The organism is Hydrogenophaga sp. (assembly GCF_028698005.1).
GTDB lineage: Bacteria > Pseudomonadota > Gammaproteobacteria > Burkholderiales > Burkholderiaceae_C > Hydrogenophaga.
The window spans coordinates 1-4,905 of record NZ_JAQVEJ010000003.1 but is presented as its reverse complement, the minus strand read 5'-3'; the positions used below and the strand labels follow the sequence as shown (position 1 = coordinate 4,905).

Sequence of the window (4,905 nt, the reverse complement as noted above, 5' to 3'; positions counted from 1 at the left end):
TATCGTCTCCAGAAGGCGCTCGTGAACAGCACCAGGAAGGTCAGCAACTCCAGCCGTCCGAGCACCATCGAAAAACTCAGGATGTTCAGTTGCAGGCCGCTGAGCACCCCGAAGTGGCTCGCAGGCCCCACCTGACCCAGGCCGGGGCCGATGTTGTTGAGGGTGGCCACCACGGCCGAGAAGCCCGTCACGATGTCCAGCCCGGTGAACAGCAGCAGCATCGTCAGCCCCATGGTGGCCGCGCCGTAGATGAGCATGAACCCGAGCACCGTGGCCATCACCTGCGGCGGCACCACCTGCCCGCCCAGCGTCACCGGATTGACCACGCGCGGATGCACGATGCGCACCAGCTCGCGCCGCGCCTGCTTCACGAGCAGCAGCATGCGCACGAGCTTGATGCCGCCGCCGGTCGATCCCGCGCACGAGACGAACGTGCCCAGGAACATCATCAGCACCGGCGCAAACACCGGCCATTGGCCATAGTCGGTGGTGGTGAAGCCCGTGGTGGTGGCCACCGAGATCACATGGAACGCGCTCTGCCGCAGGGCATCGACCGGGTCGGCATACACCTCGTGCACCAGCAGCAGGACGGCCACCAGCCCCACCGACAGCGCCAGGATCGTCACATAGGAGCGGATCTCGCGGTCGCGCGTGAGCGGCCGCAGGGTGCGGTTGCGCAGCACGATGAAGTAGCGCACGAAGCTGATGCCCGAGATCGCCATGAAGAACATGGACACGTACTCGACCCGCTCGGAGCGGAAAAAGCCCAGGCTCGCGTCGTGTGACGAGAAACCGCCCAGGCCCATGGTGGTGCACGAGTGCATGAAGGCATCGGCCCAGCCCATGCCGGCCCAGCGGTAGGCCAGCAGGCAGGCCGCCGACAGCAGGAAGTACACGGCCCACAGGCCCCGCGCCGTCTGCGCGATGCGCGGCGTGAAACGCGTGTCCTTCATCGGCCCCGGGGTCTCGGCCTTGTACAGCTGCACCCCGCCCAGGCCCAGCAGCGGCAGCACCGCCACCACCAGCAGCATGATGCCCAGGCCACCGATCAGTTGCAGGAAGCAGCGCCAGATGTTGACCGACACCGGCAAGGCATCGAGGCCGGCCAGCGCCGTCGCGCCGGTGCCCGTCAGCGCGCTCATGGCTTCGAAATAGGCCTGGCTCCAGGTGATGCCGGGCACGGTGAACATGAGCGGCACCGCCGAAAACGCCGGCAGCAGCAGCCACACCATGTTCACCAGCAGGAAGCCGTCCTTGGGCAGCAGCTCGCGCTGGTGCTCGCGCGTCGCCGCCCAGGCCAGCGCACCGCAGATGAGCGCCAGGGCGAACGCGGCCTCCCAGACAAAACGGTAGCCCTCCTGGTCCTCGAACCAGGCCCAGCCCAGCGGCATCAGGAAGGCGAACGAGAACGCCATCAGCACGCGCGAGAACACGTGGAGAGCGGGCAGGATGCTGATCATGCTCAGCCGAAGAACGTGGCCCCGACCTGGAACAGGCGCTCGACGTCACGCACCTGCCGCTTGTCCGGGATGAACATGATGAGGTGGTCGTCGGCCTCGATCAGGGTGTCGTGATGGGGCATCAGCACCTCCGAGTCCTTGCCTTCCCCGCGCACGATCGCACCCAGCCGCGTGCCCGGCGGCAGCTTGATCTCCTCGACGCGCCGCCCCACCAGTTTCGAGGTCTTGACGTCGCCACGCGCCACACCCTCCAGGGCCTCGGCCGCACCACGCCGCAGGCTGTGCACGGCCGCCACGTCGCCGCGGCGCAGGTGCGCCAGCAGCTCGCCGATCACGGTCTGTGCCGGCGACACCGCGATGTCGATGGTGCTGCCCTGCATCATGTCGGCATAGGCGCGCCGGTTGATCAGCGACAGCACCCGGTTGGCCCCCATGCGCTTGGCCAGCATGGCCGAGAGAATGTTGTCCTCGTCGTCGTTGGTCAAAGCCAGGAACATGTCCATCTCGCCCACGTTTTCCTCGAACAGCAGGTCCTCGTCGGCACCATCGCCCTGCAGCACCAGCACGTCCGAGGGCAGCTGGCTGGCCAGGTACTCGCAGCGCGTCCGGTCGCGCTCGATGATCTTCACCTCGCACTGCCCGACCAGGCTGCGCGCCAGGCGCAGGCCGACGCGCCCGCCCCCGGCGATCATCACCCGCTGCACCGGCTTGTTCACCGGGTGGATGGCGGCCAGCACCTGGCGGATGCGGCGCGTGTCGGCCAGCACGAACACCTCGTCACCGGGCAGGATGCGCGCGTTCGGCGAGGCCTCCATCTCGGTGTCGAGCCGGTACAGGGCCACGATCCGCATCGGCGCGTGCGGGAAGCGCTCGCGCAGCTCGCCGATGGTGTGCCCCACCACCTTGCCGCCGGCGGCGGCACGCACCACGATCAGCGCGGCGCGTTGCTGCGAGAACTCCACCACCTGCAGCGCCTCGGGGTAGTTGATGAGCTTGTGGATGTAGCGGGTGACCGACTCCTCCGGGCAGATCACGCGGTCCACCGCGAACCCGTTTCGGCCCAGCAGGCCGTCGTCGCTGGTGAATTCGGGCGAGCGCAGGCGGGCGATGGTCGTCGGCACGCTGAACACGTCGTGTGCCACCTTGCTGACCACCAGGTTCACCTCGTCGGCCGCGGCGCAGGCGATCAGCATGTCGGCGTCGCGCGCGCCGGCCTCCTGCAGCACCGAGGGCTGGACGCCGTTGCCGACCACCCCCCGCAGATCGAGCTTTTCCTCCAGCAGGCGCAGGCGCGCCGGGTCCTGGTCGATGACCGTGATGTCGTTCTGCTCGGAAACGAGGCTCTCGGCCACGCTCTCGCCGACCCGGCCCGCACCCAGGATGATGATCTTCATGCGAAGAATTATCGCCCCGGCGGCGCCGCTGCGTGGTGGCGCCGGACGCACACGCGCCGGCCCGGAACCGCCGGCCTACAGTCCCCGCGCAATGATGATCTTCTGCACGTCGCTGGTGCCCTCGTAGATCTGGCACACGCGCACGTCGCGCCAGATGCGCTCCAGCGGGAAGTCGTTCACGTAGCCGTAGCCCCCCAGGGTCTGGATGGCGGCCGAGCAGACCTGTTCGGCCACCTCGCTGGCGAACAGCTTGGCCATGGCCGCCTCCTGGAGACAGGGCCGGCCGGCGTCGCGCAGCGCGGCGGCATGCCAGATGAGCTGGCGTGCCGCCTCCAGCCGGGTCGCGCACTCGGCGAGCCGGAACGACACCGCCTGGTGGTTGAAGATGGCCGTACCGAAGCTCTGGCGTTCCTTGGCGTAGCCGATGGCGACGTCGAGCGCGCTGCGCGCCATGCCCACGCTCTGCGCGGCGATGCCGATGCGCCCGCCTTCGAGCGAGGACAGCGCGATCCGGTAGCCCTCGCCCTCCTCGCCGATCCGGTTCTCCACCGGGACACGGCAGTTCTCCAGCCGGATCTGCGCCGTGTCGCTGCTGTGCTGGCCCACCTTGTCCTCGAGCCGATCGACGTGCCAGCCCGGGTTGTCCGTCGGCACCAGGAAGGCGCTCATGCCCTTCTTGCCCGCGCCCTTGTCGGTCACGGCGATCACCACCGCGGCCTGGCCGTTCTGGCCACTGGTGATGAACTGCTTGACGCCGTTGATGACGTACGCGTCGCCCTCGCGCACCGCCGTGGTCCGCAGGCCCGAGGCGTCGGAGCCCACGTGTGGCTCGGTCAGGCAGAAGGCGCCGAGGATGTCACCGCGCGCGGCCGGCACCAGCCAGCGCTGCTGCTGCGCGGGGGTGCCGTACTTCAGCAGGATGGCGTTGTACGGGCAATTGGTCACACTGATCGCGGTGCTGGTGCCGCCGTCACCGGCCGCAATCTCCTCCAGCACCAGCGCCAGCGTCAGGTAGTCCAGCCCGGCGCCGCCCAGTTCCTCGGGCACGCAGATGCCGTAGGCGCCGAGCGCGGCCAGCCCCTGGTGCGCCGCCTTCGGAAAGGTGTGCTCGCGGTCCCAGCGTGGCGCGTGGGGCCACAGCTGCTCCTGGGCGAACGCGCGCACGGCGTCGCGGATCATGATCTGGTCCTCGTTCAACAGCATCTCGGTTTCTCCTGCGTTGTGGGTCGTCGTGCCGGTCTCACCAGCTCTCGGCCCGGCGGCCGTCATGGTGGATCAGGCGGCCGTTGTCATCGGCCGACACGCCGGCCAGCACCTGCCGCATGCCCTGCACGCTCTGCTGCACCGTCAGTGGCGCCGACGCGCCGCCCATGTCGGTCTGCACCCAGCCCGGATCCAGCAGCACCAGACGCGCGCCCGGGTAGTCGAATCGCGCACTGGACACGGCCATGTTCACCGCCGCCTTGCTCACCCGGTACAGCCACGCGCTGCTGCCGGGCACCGGCCCGATCAGGCTCATGGAACTGGAAATGGCGGCGAACACCCCACCCGCCGCCTGCACCATGGGCATCACCTGCGGCAGCGCCTGCATCAGCCCGAGCACATTCGTGTGCATCAGGCGGTCGAACGCCTGCTGCGTGGGCGGCGTCGTGGCGTGGCCGCGGTCGATCACGCCGGACACATAGAGCGCCACGTCCAGTTTCTCGCCGTCGAGTTGCCACGCCAGACCGCTCACGCTGGCCGGCTGCGCAACGTCCAGGCGCAACGGCTGCGCCCCCAGCGCCTGCAAGCGCTCCAGCCCGGCGTCATCGCGCGCCGTCGCGAGCACGCGCACGCCAGCCTCGCGGTACTGGCGCACGAACTCCAGACCGATGCCGCGCGAGGCACCGATGATCAGCACGTTGCTCATGGTCGCGCCTTACACCAGCTCGATGGCCATGGCCGTGGCCTCGCCACCGCCGATGCACAGTGTGGCCACGCCCTTGCGGCCACCACGTGCCTGCAGCGCATGCAGCAGCGTCACCAGGATGCGCGCGCCGCTGGCGCCGATC

The 4,905-nt window shown here is 69.1% G+C and carries 4 protein-coding genes and 1 pseudogene; all 5 read right to left on the bottom strand.

Annotated features, from left to right (window positions below; genetic code table 11):
* A partial coding sequence (locus PHQ87_RS00605) for a potassium transporter TrkG (RefSeq protein ID WP_300230144.1) occupies positions 1-1,460 on the bottom strand: 1,460 nt, incomplete at its 3' end.
* Positions 1,461-1,462: 2 nt separating this feature from the next.
* The gene (gene trkA / locus PHQ87_RS00600) at positions 1,463-2,854 is read right to left on the bottom strand and encodes a Trk system potassium transporter TrkA (RefSeq protein WP_300230142.1); all 1,392 of its coding nucleotides are present in this window, start codon (positions 2,852-2,854) and stop codon (positions 1,463-1,465) included.
* 75 nt (positions 2,855-2,929) lie between these two features.
* Positions 2,930-4,057 carry an acyl-CoA dehydrogenase family protein gene (locus PHQ87_RS00595; RefSeq protein ID WP_300230140.1) on the bottom strand — a complete coding sequence of 376 codons (1,128 nt, stop codon included), beginning with the start codon at positions 4,055-4,057 and terminating at the stop codon, positions 2,930-2,932.
* 37 nt (positions 4,058-4,094) lie between these two features.
* Entirely contained in the window at positions 4,095-4,763 is a 669-nt protein-coding gene (locus PHQ87_RS00590) for an SDR family oxidoreductase (RefSeq protein WP_300230138.1), read from the bottom strand.
* Between the two features lie 9 nt (positions 4,764-4,772).
* Positions 4,773-4,905, bottom strand: a pseudogene (locus tag PHQ87_RS00585) (acetyl-CoA C-acetyltransferase); the annotation flags it as partial.